Origin of the sequence: Candidatus Kapaibacterium thiocyanatum (genome assembly GCA_001899175.1) — a bacterium.
Classification (GTDB): Bacteria; Bacteroidota; Ignavibacteria; order Kapaibacteriales; family Kapaibacteriaceae; genus Kapaibacterium; species Kapaibacterium thiocyanatum.
Genome location: MKVH01000024.1, coordinates 334,286 through 352,395 on the forward strand (window position 1 = coordinate 334,286; position 18,110 = coordinate 352,395).

The following is an 18,110-nucleotide window of genomic DNA, read 5'->3' on the forward strand; positions in this document are numbered from 1 at the left end:
GTCTTAGGCGTTGTCGCCGCCGACGGGTTCGGATGACTCCAGGTCCTCGATGGACGTTTCGGCCGATGCCGTTCCGTCCGTGTTGTACTTGTCGGCATTCGGAACCGGGTGGTTCGCATTGTAGGCCGTGATCTCGTCCGTACCCTTGCCACGGAGGAATTCCACGGCGGAGAGGACGATCTTCTTCTGTTCCTTGTCGAATTCGACGACCCTCAGCGGAAGGACGTCACCGACATGGAAGAAGTCGGCGATGGTGCGTACCGGTGCGAACGAAAGTTGCGACACGGGAACGAAGCCGTCGACGCCTTCGGGCAGTTCCACGATGACACCCTTGTCGATGATGCGGACGACCGTGCCTTCGGTTTCCTTACCCACCGTGAAGGTGTTCTCGAACACGTCCCACGGATTGTCGCCGATCTGCTTGTGACCAAGGGAGATGCGGCGGTGGTCGGAGTCGATGGACAGGACGATGACGTCGAGTTCGTCGCCCTTCTTCACGAATTCACCAGGGTGACGGATCTTCTTCGTCCACGAGAGGTCGCTGATGTGGACGAGACCGTCGACGCCGGGCTCGAGTTCGACGAAGACGCCGAAGTTGGTGAGGTTACGAACCGTACCCTTGTGAACGGAGTTCATGGGATACTTGGCCATGAGGTCCGACCACGGATCCGGCTCGAGCTGCTTCATGCCGAGAGCGAGCTTGCGATCGTGCTTGTCGATGTTGAGGACGACGGCTTCGATCTGCTGGCCGAGCGATACCATCTGCGACGGATGCTTGACGTGCTGCGTCCACGACATTTCACTGATGTGGATGAGACCTTCCACGCCCTTCTCGATTTCGATGAAGGCGCCGTAATCCGTCAGCGAAACGACCTTGCCACGTACCTTGGTACCCGGCTCGTACTTCTCGCCGATCTGTTCCCACGGGTGGGAGGTGAGTTGCTTCATGCCGAGCGAAATGCGCTTCTTGTTCTCGTCGAAGTCCAGGACGACGACCTTGACGGTCTGGTCGAGCTGCACGATTTCCGACGGATGGGATACGCGGCCCCACGAGAGGTCCGTGATGTGGACGAGACCGTCCACGCCACCGAGGTCGACGAAGACACCGAAGTCCGAAATGGCCTTGACGGTACCTTCGAGGACGAGACCCTTCTCGAGTGTGCCGAGGATCTTGCCGCGTTGTTCGCTGAGTTGTTCTTCCAGCAGAACCTTGTGGCTGACGACGACGTTCTCACTGGGGTGGTTGACCTTCACGACGCGGACGTCGATAGCGCGGCCTACCCATGCGTCGAAGTCGCGTACCGGACGAACGTCGATCTGCGAACCGGGCAGGAAGGCCTCGATACCGAGAAGGTCGACGACCATACCGCCCTTGATGCGGCGAAGGATGCGGACCGGAACAACCTGCTGGGTTTCGTACAGCTTGAGAATGTCTTCCCAGGTCTTCATGAAGTCCGCACGACGACGGCTGAGCATCAGGCGTCCTTGTGCGTCTTCGATCTTCTCCACGAATACGTCGACGGTGTCGCCGGCCGTGAGCAGTTCAGCGCCTACGAATTCCGAGCGAGGTACCACGCCCAGCGACTTGAAGCCGATATCCACGAGGATTTCGTCCTTCGTCACGGAGACCACGGTACCGTGGACCATCTCGTCTTCCTTGACCTTCGACATGGAACGCTCGAAGAGCGCCTCGAAGGAGGAATCGTCCATGGAAATGTTGTCCAGCTCACCGTTGAGGATAGCGGCAAGGGCCGTACGCTTCGGTGCTGCCGGCTTTTCGGCAGCCGTTGCAACGGCACTCATCGTGACGTCTTCACCGGCAGCTGTCATGTTTTCCGACATACTTACTCCTACTGTCGATCATCGTGCTCGGCCCGGGCGCGATGCCGACGGAAACAGTGGTGAAACAAACTGCAAGGGCCGAAAAAGGGAGGCAAAGATAGGTAATAATTCACTAAATGCAAGCAAATGAGAGCCTTAGGTCTTGTGTGGAAAACTTTGGCATCAGGATTGCTGTAACATTAGGGCGCGTTATGGTGTTACTGTACGTGTACGCACACACTAGCGTTTCCGGGCATACGGTTATGGATTACTTTGATGCATTCGACGAGGTCTTTGCCTCGATCGAACAGTTCGTACAGGAGCACGGCCGTGCTCCCAAGGAAGTAGCGGTCTCTCCCTCGCTCTACACATGGCTCGCCGAACTGCAACGCGAGGCGGCCCTGCTCGAAGGAGTGGGGAATCACGATCCGGTCAGCCTGGATTCACCATACGGGAGTATCCGTATCGCGATCGACGAAACCCTGTCACCCTGGGAAATCGTTCCGATGTAACCCCATTCCGATCATGACAAATCGGCAGGAATGCCAGCTCCAATGGCAGTCGACCGTCAGATCGTATGGATTCCGTGCAGTTTGCACAGCCAGCCCAGATGTCCGGCATGTGCGCCTTCGTGACGGATGGCATGGAAGACGACCGTCCGTTTCGGGACGTCGCGTCCGAAGAGCGGGAAGGGCATGACCGTCATCAGTTCTTCTTCGGGCAGACCACGCAGGACGTCGACCGACGTCCGGTGAATGACGTCCATCGCCGTCTTCACATCCTCGAATTCCGGCCAGGCATCGGTCGATTCTCCACGCGACTCGATACTGAACGTATCCAGCCATTCGTACGGACTGGGGACGTTGCCCAGCGCCCCGGCGATCATCGACTGTTCGGCCCACGCGAGGTGGGCACAGATCCATAGCGGCGCATTGAGCTGGATACCATTGGCGTCATAATGTCGCTTCATGTCGATGTCCTGCAGATGGCCGAGGTAGAACTTCGTCATGTTGCGAGTGTAGTCGAGCAGGTCGGCGAGGGTGGCGGACATGGCTGTTTCCTTGATTGATCGTCGGTCGGGACGGTGAAGAAAAGCGGGACGACGCGTTGACCCTGGCGGAATGGCGTTCATGACAATGGGTATCCGCTATCGGGCTGCCGGTACGTAGTAGTGCATCACCGCGCCAGAACCGAATGTCTTCGTGTTGATCAACGTCAGAACCATTCTGTCGCTGATATGCCTGAAGAGCGGCAACCCCTTTCCCGCGATGACCGGATGGATACAGAGCTGGAACTCGTCGATCAGCCGGAGCTCCGTCAACGCGGCAATCAGACTGGGACTTCCTACGAGAGTGTCCTTGCCTGGTTGTTGCCTGATCGCCAGGACTTCTTCCTCGAGATCGCGGCGGGTCAGGCGCGTATTGCGCCATTCGACACGTTCCAACGTATGCGAGAACACGACTTTCGGGATGTTGTCGATAGCCAATGCGAAGTCGTCCATCGATTTGTCTCCGGAGGGGCGTTCGACCAATGCAGGCCAGTACCCCTCCATAAGCTGATAGGTAGTCCTTCCGTAGAGAAGCGTGCCACTGTTCAGAAGGAGTTCCGTGTAGTGCTGGTGAAGTTCCTCATCCGCGATCCCGGCCGTGTGATCGCAGAATCCGTCGATGGTCATGTTGATGCCGGCGATAATTCTCGTCATGTGGGTGATCCTGAGTGTCGTAACCAGCTGGTTCCATGTCGGGAAAATCCTGAATAACCGGTGCATGGCCAAAACACTTCTCGCGTATCCCGTTCTGGTTCCCGGCGGTCGGACGATTGCGGCGGTTCAGACTGGAAGTAGTACGTAGTTCTTCGTGACGAAAACGGTGTGCGTGTATCTAGGCCGAAACAGGAACCCCTTTCATGTACTGTTTCCGGAATACGATATGCGTAGCCTTTTCGCCATTCTCGTACTGGCATTCGTAGTTGTCGTCTGTGCTCGCGCACAGCCGGGCCGATATGCGATCCGATTCTTAATCCGTGCCCGGAATTGTCATATCTCTTCAAGAATCAGTCCTGTGGTTGCGCGGTGACAGAGTGTCCTTCCACGCCTTGGCGGGACCTTATCGTTACCGATGGGCAGTTCCTCAACGATGCAGACAGCGGTTCCTGTGTGAATGGAATACCATTCAAGGCTAGGCTCAACTTCAAGTACAGATTCTGCAATGGGGTGCTTGAACTTTGTAGTAGTATAGAAGGCTTTGCCCTCGCGGATGGGTGGTTGCACTGCACGACAACTGGAATTTGCCTGTCAGACTATCGCGTGAACCTAAGCTATGCACTGGAAGTCATGAGACGAAGGGGGTTGTTGACCGTCAGCAATTGCCCCGCATATCAAAGCGTGAAATGGTATGTCTGTACCAAATGTCTTCCGGCAGGAGATGTCTGTACGATTTCTTCAAGTCGATGCTACATGTGGATCAATGTATGCAACGAGGGCTATTCACAATGCTCGGCATGCTCGCCCTATCTATTTACCGGGGCCAATGCAAGGCTGAAGTTCGAACTTGTCGGAGTCTATTCTACCGAGGCATGCCAGCCACCCGGTTCCGGCTGTACACCAGGGTGCCAGTTGGTCTATGATTTCATGAAGTGCTTCGATTCACTGCCAAATCCCTGACGAAGCATTCGGCGTCTCGGTTTGCGCCTCAAATCTACCTGCTGACTCCCTGCCTCTTCGTAACTTTGCAGTGCTGCGCCCATAGCTCAGCTGGATAGAGCAACAGCCTTCTAAGCTGTGGGTCGCAGGTTCGAGTCCTGCTGGGCGCGCCAACGTTGCGGGAGTTCCGATATTCCCGTTCACACACACACGAGTCGAGATCGGATGATGGAGCTTCTTTCGCTCCATTCCAACGGATTCGGCCCGACGTACTTCTCAGTGATCGACCTATGAGTGAACCAGTCCTCGACATGTCGGGAATCGATCCCGAACGCGATATCGTGACGAGAAGAGTGCTCCAGGCGCCGCGGCATGTCGTCTACAAGGCCTGGGCCGATCCTGCGCATCTCGCGAAGTGGTGGGGCCCGAAGGGCTTCACGAATACGTTTACCGATTGCGAACTCGAGCCCAACGGGAAGTGGATCTTCACGATGCATGCACCGGACGGTGCGGACTATCCGAACGAGTCCGTCTTCGTGAAGATCGTCGAACATGAACTGATCGTATGGGATCACATCTCCGGCCATCGCTTCCGCGCCGTGGCCAGCTTCGAGGAGATCGATCCCGACCGTACGGCCGTGGCCTACAGGATGCGGTTCGACAGTATCGACGAGTACAGGAAGATGAAAGACTTCATCGTCGAGAAGAACGAAGAGAACTTCGACAAGCTCGAAGACGAAGTGAAGGACATGATGGCCGGGTGACGGAGCCGTGCAATGACGAAGACGACATCGCCCGCATTCCTTCGATGGAATGCGGGCGATCTCTTTCCTGGCATTGCGCCGTCGGTCAGGCCGCTGTCGAGTATAGTTGGGACGTGTCGACGTAGATCAGGTACTTGCTGATGAGGTCACCCTTCCGCATGAGGATGTTGGCGAACGGGACCTGCAGCGTGCTGCCATCGTGGCGCGTATAGGTCACCGAACCGTTGCAGATGAGGGCGTCGTCCTGCAGCCAGTGCGTATGCAGTTGATGTTTCAGGCCACGGATACTGTCGAAGAAGCCGGCGATGACGTCGCGTACGAGGTCGCGTCCCTGGATGGGCTCGGCATTGCCGAACTGCAGGACGACGTCCTCGGTAAGGAAGGATGCGAAGGTGTCGGCGTCGCTGTTGTCGATACTGCTGAACAGGTCACGCATGCGCTGTTCCATGTCGGTCTCTCCGGATGAATGGCGATCGTTGATTGTCGTCGAACTTACTGAAGTCGACGATAATAACCGACTGGTCGGTCAATCAAAGCCACGTGTGAAGGATGCCGTAGTAAATAGGCTCGTGAGGGCGTTCGCACAGAGGCCGGGCGACAGTATATTTGCCCCGCAGGAGAATTTGATCTGGAGTCATGGAATGAATCAGTACATGTCCGGTTTCGGTAATGAGTTCGCCACGGAGGCCGTGCCGGGAGCGCTGCCGGAAGGACGCAATTCGCCCCAGAAGCCGGCCTATGGCCTTTATGCGGAACAGGTAAGCGGCACGCCCTTCACCGCGCCACGCTCGGCGAACAAGCGGTCGTGGCTGTACCGCATCCGCCCGTCCGTCGTCCATAAACCCTATGAACGTATCGATAACGGTCTGATCCGTTCCAGATTCGACGAGGTCGAGACGACGCCGAACCAGCTTCGCTGGGATCCGCTGCCGTTTCCCGAACGTCCGACGACGTTCATCGAAGGTATCGTCACGATGGCGGGGAACGGCGACCTGCACGTCCATGCTGGCAATGCCATCCACGTCTACGTGGCCAACGCGTCGATGACGAAGCAGTTCTTCTACAATGCCGACGGTGAGATGCTCATCGTCCTGCAGGAAGGCGCGTTACGTTTCTATACCGAACTGGGAATCATCGATGCGGTGCCTGGTGAGATCGTCGTCATTCCGCGCGGGATCAAATTCCGTGTTGAGATGGACGGTCCGAGCCGTGGTTACATCCTCGAGAACTACGGTGCGTTGCTGCGTCTTCCCGATCTGGGACCGATCGGTGCGAACGGCCTGGCCTATCCGCGCGACTTCCTGACGCCGGTGGCATGGTACGAGCAGACGACCGATATCGTGGACGTCATCGCCAAGTTCCAGGGTAATCTCTGGAAGGGACTCTACGATCATTCGCCGCTCAACGTCGTGGCATGGCATGGCAACTATGCGCCGTACAAGTACGATCTGCGCAAGTTCCAGTGCATCAATACCGTATCGTTCGATCATCCCGACCCATCCATCTACACGGTGCTGACATCTCCCTCGGAGATTCCGGGCACGGCGAACATGGACTTCGTCGTCTTCCCGCCGAGATGGATGGTGGCCGAGAACACGTTCCGTCCGCCGTGGTTCCATCGTAACTTCATGAACGAATTCATGGGCCTGATCGAAGGCATCTACGATGCCAAGGAAGGCGGCGGCTTCGTACCGGGTGGCGCATCGCTGCACAACTGCATGAGTGGCCATGGTCCCGACGCGGATACGTACAAGAAAATGACGCAGGTGGAGTTGAAGCCGGTGAAGCTCGACGGCACGCTGGCCTTCATGTTCGAGACGCGATTCGTGAGCAAGCCTACGGCGTTCGCCATGAGTTGCGCAGAGCTGCAGACCGACTACTGGGAATGCTGGCAGGGGCTGACGCCGGAATTCAAGCGCCCCTGAGCGTTTTTCCGCTGTCAATTCAAATGGGTTTCCTATATTTGTGACCCCACAAGAAAGTTACGGCCAAGTCCCGTGCGGTTGTAGCGAACCCAACCCCGCCAGGTCCGGAAGGAAGCAACGGTCAGTTTGTCTACAAGGCGCCACGGTAAACTTGGCTTTTTTTATTTCTACCCCTCGCTCGACGTGAGGGTCCCCTATGGTCCGACGGATCCTGATCAATTCAACGCCGACCCACGTCCGTATCGCTATCACGGAGGACGGACGACTGGCCGAGCTGTTCACGGAAGAACCCGATCGCGAAAACCAGGTCGGTAACATCTATCTCGGGCGCGTCACGAAGATCCTGCAGGGTATGAATGCAGCCTTCGTGAACATCGGTCTCGAACAGGATGCCTTCCTCCATTTCTCCGACGTCGACCAGTCGATGGAAGAACTGTCGACGGACGACGATGACGATGACGAAGCCCCGCAGCCGGTAGCCGACACGGTGGACAGTGCCGCCGTAGCCCTGCGCCAGGCCAAGGCTTCGCCCAAGAAACGTCTCCCAACCTTTTCCACGAAGCGTTCCGGACAGGTGACGATCAACCTGCAGGCGAAGCAGCAGGTCATCGTCCAGGTTACACGTGACGCCTATGGTCAAAAGGGTGTGCGGGTTACGACGAAGGTCGGTATGGCCGGCCGTAACGTCGTCCTTCTGCCGTTCGACGATTCCATCGGTGTCTCGCGCAAGGTCGTTTCCCTCCGCGAACGTCGCCGTCTTCGCAGCCTCGCCAAGTCCATCCTGCCCGAAGGTACCGGATGCATCATCCGGACGGCCGCTGCCGGCTTGCCGGACAGTGACGTCCAGCGCGACTTCGAGGCCTTGATCGAAAAGTGGCGCGACGTCGAAGCCGAAGTCGCGAAGGCGAAGGGCCCGCAACTGCTCTACCGCGAGCCCGGCATCACGCACAGCGTCATCCGCGACCTGTTCAAGGACGATGTCGCCCAGGTCATCGTCGACGACCACGACCTCTACCGCGACATCAAGGCCTACGTTACCCGTACGGCCCCGCACCTCGACGGCAAGATCGAATTCCACGACGACAACCAGCCCCTGTTCGATATCTACGGTGTGGAAGCCGAAGTCCAGCTCACGCATGCACGCAAGGTGCCGCTGCCTAGCGGTGGCTCCGTCGTGATCGATCACACGGAAGCCATGCACGTCGTGGACGTCAACAGCGGCCGCGCTTCCAACGAGCGGACGCAGGAACACAATGCCGTCAAGACCAACTTCGAGGCAGTTCGTGAAGTGGCCAAGCAGCTCCGGTTGCGCGACATCGGCGGCATCATCCTCATCGACTTCATCGACATGCAGCAGGAGGAGAACCGCCGCCGTCTCATGAGCGAGATGCGGCGCGAACTGTCCCGCGATCGTGCGAAGACCGTCGTCTATCCCGTCACGCAACTGGGCATCATGCAGATCACCCGCCAGCGCATCCGACGCAACATCGCCGAGCGCTCGAGCGAGGACTGTCCGCTCTGCTTCGGCATGGGCAAGGTGCAGAATCCGGAAACGACGGTGACGGGGATCGACCGGTGGCTGCGGAACTACAGGGCGCGCACGTGGGGTCTGCGTATCTCCATCGCCGCCCACCCCTACATCGTACACTTCATCGAACGTCATCGTGGTACGACGCTCCGCCGATGGCTGCGCAAGTACTTCCTCTTCGTATCGCTGGTCGAGGACGACAAGCTCGAGGCCGGTGAATTCCGCGCCTTCCGTCCCGGCACATCGAAGGACATCACCCGCCAGTTCATGTAAGGCCTCATGTCCGGCTCTCCCCGCACCATCACCATCCTCGGGTCTACGGGATCGATCGGCTCGCAAACGCTCGATATCCTCACCCGTCGTGGTGACGACTTCCGACTGAACTTCATCACCTGCAATACCAGGGTCGACGATCTGATCGCCCAGGTGCGCCGCCACGAACCACGTGGCGTCGCCATCCGCGACGAAGAGGCCTGGCGCAGCTTCCGTATGCAGTGTCCGGAATTCAGGGGTCCCGTCCTCCTCGGCGAGGAAGGACTGTGCGAAGCCGCCGCCCATTCCGATAACGACATCGTCATGAGCGCCATGGTCGGTTTCAGTGGTGTCGTGCCGACGATGGCCGCCATCCGCACGGGCGTGGTGATAGGCCTGGCCAACAAGGAAACGCTCGTGAGTGCCGGCGACGTGATGACGGCCGCGGCGCGTGAACACGGAGCCACGCTCATCGCCGTGGACAGCGAACACAGTGCCATCCTGCAATGCATGGCCGGCGAGCGTATCGCCGACATCGAGAAATTCATCATCACGGCGTCGGGAGGACCATTCCGGACCTTCACGCACGAGCAGCTCGCAGACGTCACGGCGGAGCAGGCCCTGCGACATCCCAACTGGACGATGGGAGCGAAGATCACGATCGATTCGGCGACGCTCATGAACAAGGGCTTCGAGGTGATCGAAGCGCGATGGCTGTTCGATCTGGCTCCGGAGCACATCGACGTCGTCATCCATCCCCAATCCATCATCCACAGCATGGTGCAGTTCGTCGATGGCAGCGTCAAGGCGCAGATGGGACTGCCCACCATGCTCGTACCCATCCAGTACGCCCTGACCTATCCCGTACGGATGCCGCTCGACATTCCACGCATGGATCTCGCCGCGATGTCCACGCTGACGTTCGAACGTCCGGACGTCGACAGATTCCCGTGCCTCAGGATCGCCTACGACGTCCTGAAGGAAGGGGGAACGGCAGCCTGCGTAGCCAACGCCGCGAACGAGATCGCCGTGGCGGCCTTCCTCGAAGGGCGCTGCAGCTTCACCGGAATAGCGTCGTTGATCGAGCGTACGCTGGCGGACATGGAAAGCGTGGCTCATCCGTCATTGGATGACGTCGTCGCCGTCGATGCCGAAGCCCGCCGCCGGGCCCGTATCTTCCTGAACATCTGATATCATTTCGACCGGACTATGGAACTTCTACAGACTGTCCTTTCCTTCCTCGTCGTGATCGGCGTACTGGTCTTCGTACATGAGCTCGGACATTTCCTGACCGCCAAATGGACCGGAATGCGTGCCGACGTCTTCGCGCTCGGCATGGGCCGTCGTCTGTTCGGATGGAACTGGAAGACGGGCTTCACGTTCGGTCCCATTCCGGAAGACCTCGATCTCGAGGGGCGGACCGATTATCGTCTGTGCCTGCTGCCGGTCGGGGGCTATGTGAAGATCGTGGGAATGATCGACGAAAGCTTCGATACGGAGTTCGTCGACAAAGCTCCGCAGCCATACGAGTTTCGCGTCAAGAAGAACTGGCAAAAGGCCCTGGTTCTCGTGGCCGGTGTCGTGATGAACATCCTGTTCGCCATCGCCGTTTTCTGGGCCATCCCGATGTTCAATGGCCGCGAGGAACATGTCGTCAGCAGATTGTCGTACGTCGAACCCGGCTCCGTCGCGCAACGGGCTGGCCTCCAGGCAGGGGACCAGATCGTACGCGTGGACGGGAAGTCCGTATCGACCTGGGAGGAGATCGGAGAGTCCTTCGGGCTGATCGCCTCTACGGGGCTGTCCGGTTCCACCGGAGATCACGTCGTCGATATCCGCCGCGGCAGCGAAGAGCGTGCCGTGCGCATTCCGGGGCGTGATGTCGTGCGAGCGATGGCCGCGGGTCAGGGGCTGGGCATGAATCCGGAAGGAATGCGCGTCAGCCTGGCCGGTGTCGTGACGCTGGCGCCTGCCGGCAAGGCGGGACTGCAGGCGGGCGACATCATCCTCGCCGCCGATTCCATGGCCGTACGCACGACGCCGCAACTCCAGAAGTACGTTCGTGCCCATGCAGGCCGTAGCCTCGTCCTGCACGTCGAACGGAAGGGCACCACGTTGCCCGTGCCGCTGACGGTGAGCGAGGACAGTACGATCGGTGTCGAACTCGCACAGAGTTACGTCGGAGAAACCCGCACGACGACCTACGGTCCGTTGACGTCGCTGTCGATGGCCATCGGCGAAGTCGGGGGCACGATCAGCATGATCGGCGCTTCCGTTACCCACGTATTCCGTGGCGACGTGAGCGTCAAGCAGAGCTTCGGCGGCCCTATCCGGATCGCACAGATGGCATCGCGCAGCAGTGAGCTCGGAGCCGAAGCCTTCTTCCGCTTCATGGCCCTGATCTCCATCTCCCTTGCCGTCATGAACCTGCTTCCTCTCCCGGGGCTCGACGGTGGACACCTCGTCTTCGTCGGCATCGAGTCCATCATCCGTCGTGAGATACCGACGAACGTCAAGATGCGTTTTCAGCAGGTCGGTGTGGCGTTGCTGCTTGGACTGATGGTATTCGTAATCTATCTCGACATCACACGATGACACGACGCATTCTCGTAACGAACGACGACGGAATAGACTCGCCGGGAATCTTCGCTCTCGTGCAGAGCATGCGCAGGCTGGGCGACGTCGTCGTCGTGGCTCCCGATCGTCAGCAGAGTGCGGTAGGCCATGCCCTCACCGTCGCGAGTCCATTGCGCGCCACGCCGTTCTATCGCGACGGAATGATGTTCGGCTACGCCATCAACGGTACGCCGGCCGATTGCGTGAAGCTGGCTATCAGTACGTTGCTGCCCGAGCCGCCGGACATCGTGGTCAGTGGCATCAATCACGGGAGCAATACGAGCGTCAACGCCATCTACTCCGGAACGGTCAGCGCCGCAACGGAGGGAACGCTGATGGGTGTACCAAGCATGGCGGTATCCCAGACCTCATGGGACATGCATGCGGATTGCTCGCTGGCAGCCGACGTCGCCCATACGGTAGCGGGAAAGCTGGTCGAGGCGGGTCTGCCGAAAGGAACACTGCTCAACGTCAACGTCCCCTCCATCGACAGAAGCGAGTTCAAGGGAATCAAGGTCACACGGCAGGGACGAAGCGTCTGGAACGATCACTATGAACGGCGACTCGATCCTCACGGCCGTGAATACTTCTGGCTCACTGGCGACTTCGTCCAGCTCGAGCCCGTCGAAGGGGCGGACGACATCGCCGTCGGCGAAGGCTATGCCGCCATCACACCATTGCATTACGAGCTCACGAACTTCGCCGTGCTCGATCATCTGCGCGACTACTTCGCGTAACCGTATTCCATGATGCACGGCCCGAACCCGTTCGACGGTAAGGGTATGTCGCCCGGGTGCGACGGATGTGGGACCGAGGGTGAGATAGATATACGAGGTTCCTGATATCGGTCGTTCGCATTGCCGAATGTCCTGTGACGAACTCCCTCGATGTCGATCATAGCGGTACATCGGGCTGCGGTCAGGCTGCAGCTCGACGGCATTGTTATGTTTGTATAGGCATTCACAACCATTCGTCACGGGATCCATGCGATCGATCTTCTACCTCCTGTCCGGAATCCTGGTCATGGTCATCGTGAGTGGCTGTGGGAGCGATACCGTCAAACCGTCCGAACAGTTCGGCGTCATCAAGGGAACGGTATACAGCGCAAGGATACAGGTGCCTGTCCCCCTGGCCTTCGTATCGACGCTGCCGCCTACGCAGAGCGTACGTACGGATGCCAACGGCGCGTTCACGATCACCGATGTGCCTGTGGGGACGTATGTCGTGAGCGCCGTGGCCGGTGACAGCGGCCGGGGATCCAGCAACGTCTCCGTCGTATCGGGCCGTACAGCGACAGCCGATATCCTCCTGAGCAGGGAGCCCGGGACAACGGGAAGTATCATCGGAACGGTGACGAAGGATGGCCAGGCGCTATCGGGCATCGTCGTTACGACCATTCCTGCATTGGAGGCCGTGACTACCAATGCCGACGGGAGATATGCGTTCGGCAACGTCCAGCCCGGTACCTATACCGTCAGTGCCAGAAAGGAAGGCGCGGGCTATGGGGTGCAGACCGTACAGGTCGGTATCGATGCCACGTCCACCGCGGATATCATCCTTTCCGATCAGGACCCCGACAAGGCCACCATCACCGGTCTCGTTCTTCTCGCCGGTAGCGAAAGCCCGATCGCAAACGCGACGATAGGTCTGGTGTCGGAAGGCCGGACGACGTCGTCGGGTAGCGATGGCAGATTCTCCTTCGGCAATGTGGCGGTGGGCAAGGTGTCGCTGAAGATCGAGGCAGGTGGCTTCCCCGCGATCACGAGGATGGTAACGACCGAAATGGGGAAGAACAGCCACATCGTCGTTCGCGTCGGCCAGTCCGATCTGCTCCCCGTCACGGATGGGCTCGTAGCTTTTTTCCCGCTCGATGGCGACATCAGCGAGGTCGCGGGAATCGGTAGTACGGGAACGGTATCGGAGATTCAGCCGGCAGCGAATCGCAAGGGTGAGCAAGGCAAGGCCATGCAGTTCGCAGGACACACCACCTCGTATGCGGAAGCGACCTTACCGAGGCGTGTACAACAATTCCCGTTGACCGTGTCGTTCTGGATGAAGTACGACCGACTGACGGACTTGTCGCAGGTCGTGTGCAAGTACCGTCATCCCGACGGTAACGGCATGAGCTTCTTCTGGGAGAACTCGAACTTCGTCGGATTCTACGCGAGCAATCACTTCTCGTCACATGTGCGCAGGGATGTCACCTCGCCAGCGCCGATGGTCTGGCATCATGTATGTGCGGTCTTCACCGCCAATGGCGGGCGTTTCTTCATCGACGGACAACTGCAAGGGGAAGGCACGATACCCTGGAATGGCTCCCCGATTTCGCCGACGACCGACGAACCCATGCGCCTGGCCGTGATACGGTCCGACTATACGGGGCTGGACAGACCAACGCCGTACAAAGGAATCATCGACGACGTGGCGTGGTATGACAGGGCGCTTTCCGATGACGAGGTCCGTATGTTGACCGAGGATCGGTAAGCGTCGGTTTCGTGAGTAATACGAGGAACAACATGGGTGCGGTTGCGCGCAGGATGCTGCTACCGGTGGATGAAGACCGTTGTCTGCCATTGCTGAATACGTTTCCGACGGATCAGTATCGCGATTGGTCGGTGCTGTTCCGCAATGGCTGGAACCGGATCGACGACGTGGTCGGTGTCGGAGTATTCGACGACGGGAACGCCGTCGGATACCTGGGCACTATCCAGACCGAACGGCATCTCGGCGGACATGTCTTCCGTACCGTCAGCCTGTCCACCTGGTACGTGCTAAAGGAGTATCGGGCTCATAGCATGGATCTGCAGCGTGCCGTTCTGGAATACGATCGCTGCGTCGTCGTCGGGCATACGCCCATTCCGCAGATCATGAAGCGTTACGATTCCCTTGGGTATCGAAGCTTCGACACCAACGTGAGGCTTCTCTTCCCGCATCCGAAAGGATTGTTCGGCATGCGGGACGGTGTGGGTGTAACGGTGGGCCTCGAAGCGATCTCACCGCATCTGACCGACGTCGAACGGACCCTCGTCGCGGACCATCTCCCATATGGTTGCGTTCCGATACGCGTCGCATCGACGGATGGACGGTCGACGAACCTGATCGCCCAGCGCGTCATGCGCAGGTACAAGGGCTTCACGCTGCCGACGGCCCACATTGTGTATCTTTCCGATCCTGCATTCTTCGCGGAAGTGTCCGTCGTATGCCGGGGAGACATCATGCGGCACATGCGGTCAAGGTTGATCGCGATGGATGCGCGAATGTATCCATCGTCCGCAGCTTCCTTCAGCATGCTCGTTCCGCTCGTCACGCCGAGGATCTATCGATCGACCTTCGAGATCGATACGTCGTTGCTGGACAATCTCTATTCCGAATTGGTCCTTTTTTCGTTCTGAGACATGCGCGTTGTTCTAGACGTCGGTGTGACCGATCGGCAGTTCGTACTGAACCTACGTGACAGATTCGATATCCTGTGTACGGGTCATGTCGTCCCATCGGCCCAGCCGTCCGTTCTTGACATGGAAGTGACGACCGGTGCGCCCGATCCTGTCGACGACGCCAGGTGGTATCGATTTCCGATGGTGGTCGTGCGGTTCCTCCGTACAGGGACGGATGATGTTCTGCTGACGGAACATATCCGGTTCGTGAACTACAGTACCGGCGCCAATCGTGCCGATCTCGTGAATGCTCTCGCCCTCGGCCTGGCCAAACTCGCCGGTACCGGCGGCCTGGACGTACAGTCGGTACGCGTTACCGCGGTGATCGATCCCGCACAGTCCGGCCGGACGCAGCATCCTGCCATGTCGATCCTGCTGAAGCGTCTCAAAGGACTTTTCGTCTACGAGCAATGGAACTGCGGTATCGGCAGGCTGGAAGAAGCGGATCTCAAGGCCGGCGGCCCCCTGGCGCTACCGCAGCACATGCACTGGCTGCCCTGGCCCAGGGTGAGGACATTCAATGCCGATCCGTTCGTCGTCGATATCGACGGCATTCCGTGGATACTCTACGAATACATCGATTCCCGTGAGAAGGGCGAGATACGCGCACGTTCATGGGACGGCAGGCGTTGGGGAGACGAGATATCGTTGCTGGTCGGAGACGGGCACTATTCCTATCCCTGCATCTTCCGTCATGGTGGTGAGATATTCGTTCTGCCGGAGGGCAGTGCCTCGGGCAGGACGGTGTTGTACCGTCTCGCCACGGATACGATGCGCCTTGTGGAACATGCAGTACTCTTCGAGGACAAGGGAATCATCGATCCCACCATCGTTCACCGTGATGGATACTGGTGGCTCTGGGGAGGGATACCGGGACTGCAGGAGAATGCATCGGTCTTTCTATGGTATGCAACCGCTCCGCATGGACCATGGGTATCGCATCCGTCCAGTCCTCTGTCCCTGGACGTCCGGAGCAGTCGTCCGGGTGGCTCCGTATGGGAGCAGGGCGGCATGCTGTATCGTCCTGCACAGGACAGTTCCCGTGGATATGGATGCGCCGTGGCTATACACAGGATCGACCGTCTCACACCGGAACACTATGCCGAAACACCGGTCGGGACGATGCCGCCCGCCGCGAACTGGAAGCAACCCGCGGGGTTCCATACGTTGAGCCGTGACGGGCAGTGGGTGGTCGTGGACGCCCTGCGGAACCGGTATTCGCTATGGCTTCCGTTCGCGCGGATATTCGAACGGATCATCGGGCGCTGAGCGCAGTGTATTCCGCCGTCCGTATGGCGCATTGCCTGTGCCGAGCGATATTTGCACAATGAAGACAGAACATATCGACGAACGGTTGCTGCGTGATATCGATGCACATGCACGACGACTGCGCTTTCTCTACCGCATCAAAGGATTCGGATACGAACGCGCGATAGAGCTCCCGCTCATCGCTTCACGACTGGAACCACTGTTCGGGAAGCCGTTGCGTTATCTCGATATCGGTACCGGCCCCTCGTTGTTTCCGACGTGGATCCTGAAACGTTCGTCGTGGGACGTGACCTGTCTTGACAAGTTCTCGTGGGTACAGATCCAGAAGGACTATGCCCGAAAGGTGATGGGTGGTGCGGACGTCTCGGGACGATTCCACGTGATCGAACAGGACTTCCTGGCGTCCGAACTGGAGCCGGAATCGTTCGACATCATCACCAACATTTCCGTCATCGAACATTTCGAAGGCAATCTGGACAGCGAGGCGATGGCGAAGAGCGCCCGTCTGCTGAAACCCGGAGGCCTGTACGTCCTTACCACGCCCCTGAACGAAGGCCACTACAAGGAATGGTTCCTGGACCAGGACGTTTACGGTGAGAAGTACACGTCGAAGCCGGTCTTCTTTCAACGGCACCATGATCTGGCCTCGTTCCAGGAGCGCATCGTGGCCCCGACCGGGCTCGAAGAAGTCGAGCGTGTCTACTATGGTGACTATGAGATCCCGTTCTTCAACGACAAGATCGTCGTAGGAGGATGGCGAAAGGTGCCGCGTACGCTCAGGCAGATGAACACGGTACGGCATGCACTGCGGCATGGCAGTTATCGTGACTATCCCGTTTCCATGCCCGGCATGAAGATCTATACGTCGGCCGGTGTATTCGTGGTGCTGCGCAAGAATAGCTGATTCTTGGCGCTGTGTGGTTATCCCCGGATCAGAGGCCGTGCCCTGTCCATGTTGTCCGAATGTATGAAGGCGATATTGTCGTTGAGATGATATTCGTCGACGGGACTCGTTCGCAGCGAGCCGTCATCGTCGATGCGGAATGAGGAATACCCTCGGTCGGCAAGGAGCGCTTTCAATTGTTGCGTCGTGAAGTCCCGGGACTTCTGCAGGCCGTCGCTCAGCTCCATCACGATGACCGGGAACAACCTCGACAATGTCCTGGTGCCACCGAGGATGACTTCCAGTTCCGCACCTTCGACGTCGATCTTGATGAGATCGAGCCTCGGTATCGAACGGGCTTCGACGAAGGCATCGATGGTCGTAGCCGGGATCTCGATGTAGTCGGTACTGACGTTGTGTTCGACGAATACGGTCGAATGCGTTCCCGCATTGTTGTCGCGTGACAGGAAGAGCTTCAGCGTACCCGTCTTGTCGGAGAGTGCGCACTGCTCGATGTTGACGTTGGCGAGTCCGTTCAACTGGACGTTGTTCCGGAGTCGCATGGCATTCGTCGTTTCCGGTTCGAACGAGTAGATGGTCGTACCGCCTTCGGCCGCCTTGCCCATGACCAGGCTCAGATAGCCGATCTGTGCACCGACGTCGAACACGACGTCATGGCGCTGCAGATATCGCCGGAGAAAGCGTACGGTGGGCAGTTCATAGCTTCCGAACACGAAGAGGTGAGCCTGCAGGTACTCCGAAAGATCGAGGTTCATCCTGATGCCGAAGTGCAGATCATCCACGATGACGTACGTGGACGACGGGGCCAGCCATCTGAAGTAGATACGGGTCAGGATGGAATACTTGCCGTGCTCTTTCGGAAAGAAACGCATCAGGCGTGAGAATACGTGGCGCACGAACTGTGGGGCGGGCATAGGCGATCGGATAGGGAGCAATACCGCAAAATTATCCAGCAC

General features: G+C 58.6%; 16 protein-coding genes, 1 tRNA gene and 1 other RNA gene. 13 read left to right on the plus strand and 5 right to left on the minus strand.

The window, feature by feature from the left end; all coding sequences use genetic code 11:
• Nucleotides 1-3: 3 nt before the first annotated feature.
• A complete protein-coding gene (locus tag BGO89_10050) occupies nucleotides 4-1,842 on the minus strand; it encodes a 30S ribosomal protein S1 (GenBank protein ID OJX56861.1) in 1,839 nt (612 codons plus the stop codon).
• A gap of 242 nt (nucleotides 1,843-2,084) precedes the next feature.
• On the opposite strand from BGO89_10050, the gene BGO89_10055 reads away from it, so the two are divergent.
• Nucleotides 2,085-2,333 carry a hypothetical protein gene (locus BGO89_10055; protein ID OJX56862.1) on the plus strand — a complete coding sequence of 83 codons (249 nt, stop codon included), beginning with the start codon at nucleotides 2,085-2,087 and terminating at the stop codon, nucleotides 2,331-2,333.
• Between the two features lie 56 nt (nucleotides 2,334-2,389).
• On the opposite strand, the gene BGO89_10060 is transcribed toward BGO89_10055, so the two are convergent.
• Both BGO89_10060 and BGO89_10065 read right to left on the minus strand, forming a co-directional pair.
• A complete protein-coding gene (locus tag BGO89_10060) occupies nucleotides 2,390-2,872 on the minus strand; it encodes a hypothetical protein (protein OJX56863.1) in 483 nt (160 codons plus the stop codon).
• A 96-nt stretch (nucleotides 2,873-2,968) separates the two neighbouring features.
• Entirely contained in the window at nucleotides 2,969-3,523 is a 555-nt protein-coding gene (locus BGO89_10065; protein ID OJX56864.1) for a dihydrofolate reductase, read from the minus strand.
• 1,035 nt (nucleotides 3,524-4,558) lie between these two features.
• On the opposite strand from BGO89_10065, the gene BGO89_10070 reads away from it, so the two are divergent.
• Nucleotides 4,559-4,635 (plus strand) — tRNA-Arg (locus tag BGO89_10070).
• Between the two features lie 117 nt (nucleotides 4,636-4,752).
• On the plus strand, nucleotides 4,753-5,226 hold the full coding sequence (locus BGO89_10075) for a polyketide cyclase (GenBank protein ID OJX56865.1): 474 nt from the start codon (nucleotides 4,753-4,755) through the stop codon (nucleotides 5,224-5,226).
• Nucleotides 5,227-5,311: 85 nt separating this feature from the next.
• Here BGO89_10075 and BGO89_10080 read toward each other — a convergent pair whose 3' ends face one another.
• Nucleotides 5,312-5,674: a hypothetical protein gene (locus BGO89_10080; GenBank protein ID OJX56866.1), complete on the minus strand. Its 363-nt coding sequence runs from the start codon at nucleotides 5,672-5,674 to the stop codon at nucleotides 5,312-5,314.
• Nucleotides 5,675-5,867: 193 nt separating this feature from the next.
• On the opposite strand from BGO89_10080, the gene BGO89_10085 reads away from it, so the two are divergent.
• From BGO89_10085 to BGO89_10130, 10 genes are all read left to right on the plus strand, one after another.
• Nucleotides 5,868-7,151 (plus strand): homogentisate 1,2-dioxygenase, encoded by a 1,284-nt coding sequence (locus BGO89_10085; GenBank protein OJX56867.1) that lies wholly within the window; start codon nucleotides 5,868-5,870, stop codon nucleotides 7,149-7,151.
• Between the two features lie 61 nt (nucleotides 7,152-7,212).
• An RNA gene (ffs, locus tag BGO89_10090) (signal recognition particle sRNA small type) lies at nucleotides 7,213-7,311 on the plus strand.
• Nucleotides 7,312-7,347: 36 nt separating this feature from the next.
• Entirely contained in the window at nucleotides 7,348-8,952 is a 1,605-nt protein-coding gene (locus BGO89_10095) for a hypothetical protein (GenBank protein OJX56868.1), read from the plus strand.
• A 6-nt stretch (nucleotides 8,953-8,958) separates the two neighbouring features.
• Nucleotides 8,959-10,122 carry a 1-deoxy-D-xylulose-5-phosphate reductoisomerase gene (locus BGO89_10100; GenBank protein ID OJX56869.1) on the plus strand — a complete coding sequence of 388 codons (1,164 nt, stop codon included), beginning with the start codon at nucleotides 8,959-8,961 and terminating at the stop codon, nucleotides 10,120-10,122.
• Nucleotides 10,123-10,140: 18 nt separating this feature from the next.
• Nucleotides 10,141-11,526, plus strand: coding sequence for an RIP metalloprotease RseP (locus BGO89_10105; GenBank protein ID OJX56870.1), 1,386 nt, complete (start codon nucleotides 10,141-10,143; stop codon nucleotides 11,524-11,526).
• Nucleotides 11,523-12,284: a 5'/3'-nucleotidase SurE gene (locus BGO89_10110; protein ID OJX56871.1), complete on the plus strand. Its 762-nt coding sequence runs from the start codon at nucleotides 11,523-11,525 to the stop codon at nucleotides 12,282-12,284. The genes BGO89_10105 and BGO89_10110 overlap by 4 nt, the downstream gene beginning before the upstream one ends.
• A gap of 247 nt (nucleotides 12,285-12,531) precedes the next feature.
• Entirely contained in the window at nucleotides 12,532-14,031 is a 1,500-nt protein-coding gene (locus BGO89_10115) for a hypothetical protein (protein OJX56872.1), read from the plus strand.
• 32 nt (nucleotides 14,032-14,063) lie between these two features.
• On the plus strand, nucleotides 14,064-14,939 hold the full coding sequence (locus BGO89_10120) for a hypothetical protein (GenBank protein ID OJX56873.1): 876 nt from the start codon (nucleotides 14,064-14,066) through the stop codon (nucleotides 14,937-14,939).
• Nucleotides 14,940-14,966: 27 nt separating this feature from the next.
• The gene (locus tag BGO89_10125) at nucleotides 14,967-16,250 is read left to right on the plus strand and encodes a hypothetical protein (protein OJX56874.1); all 1,284 of its coding nucleotides are present in this window, start codon (nucleotides 14,967-14,969) and stop codon (nucleotides 16,248-16,250) included.
• 58 nt (nucleotides 16,251-16,308) lie between these two features.
• On the plus strand, nucleotides 16,309-17,154 hold the full coding sequence (locus BGO89_10130; GenBank protein OJX56875.1) for a hypothetical protein: 846 nt from the start codon (nucleotides 16,309-16,311) through the stop codon (nucleotides 17,152-17,154).
• A 17-nt stretch (nucleotides 17,155-17,171) separates the two neighbouring features.
• Here BGO89_10130 and BGO89_10135 read toward each other — a convergent pair whose 3' ends face one another.
• On the minus strand, nucleotides 17,172-18,026 hold the full coding sequence (locus BGO89_10135) for a hypothetical protein (protein ID OJX56876.1): 855 nt from the start codon (nucleotides 18,024-18,026) through the stop codon (nucleotides 17,172-17,174).
• Nucleotides 18,027-18,110: the final 84 nt, after the last annotated feature.